Annotated in this window: 1 pseudogene; it reads right to left on the bottom strand. The window is 74.2% G+C overall.

The annotated features are described in order from the left end of the window. Nucleotides 1-370, bottom strand: a pseudogene (locus tag ACNFOC_RS55700) (glycosyltransferase family 39 protein); the annotation flags it as partial. Nucleotides 371-399: the final 29 nt, after the last annotated feature.

The raw sequence follows: 399 nt of genomic DNA, 5'->3' as shown, positions 1-399 counted from the left end.
GATTCGACTGCGCGACGATCCAGACCCGGTCAACACCCGCGAGCCGCGCCCGCAACTCCCCCGGCCCCACCTCACGCCCACTGAGCGTCCCGGACCTCGCCCCCGACTCCCCCGACGCCAGGTCCCGGGCCCCGGCGAACGGCCCCGGATACGCCAGCGCCGTGACCCGCCAGAACGACGGCAGGAACAACACCGGGTCGCCGGGCCGCAGTTCACGTCCGGCGAGCGCGGAGACGGCGGCGAGATTCTCGGGGCGGTGGGCCGCGGAACGGTCGTTCCGGTAGGCGGGGAGACCGTGGAGGAAGGGGACGGCTACGGCCAGGACGCCGGCGAGGGTTACGAGGTTGGCGCGGGTGGCGAGGCTGGCCATGGGGGTGCGGGTGCGCGTGGCGAAAAGAG

The organism is Streptomyces colwelliae (assembly GCF_048158785.1).
In the GTDB taxonomy this organism is placed as follows: Bacteria; Actinomycetota; Actinomycetes; order Streptomycetales; family Streptomycetaceae; genus Streptomyces.
The sequence above is the reverse complement of the archived record's forward strand: the minus strand, read 5'-3'. Positions and strand labels throughout refer to the sequence as shown.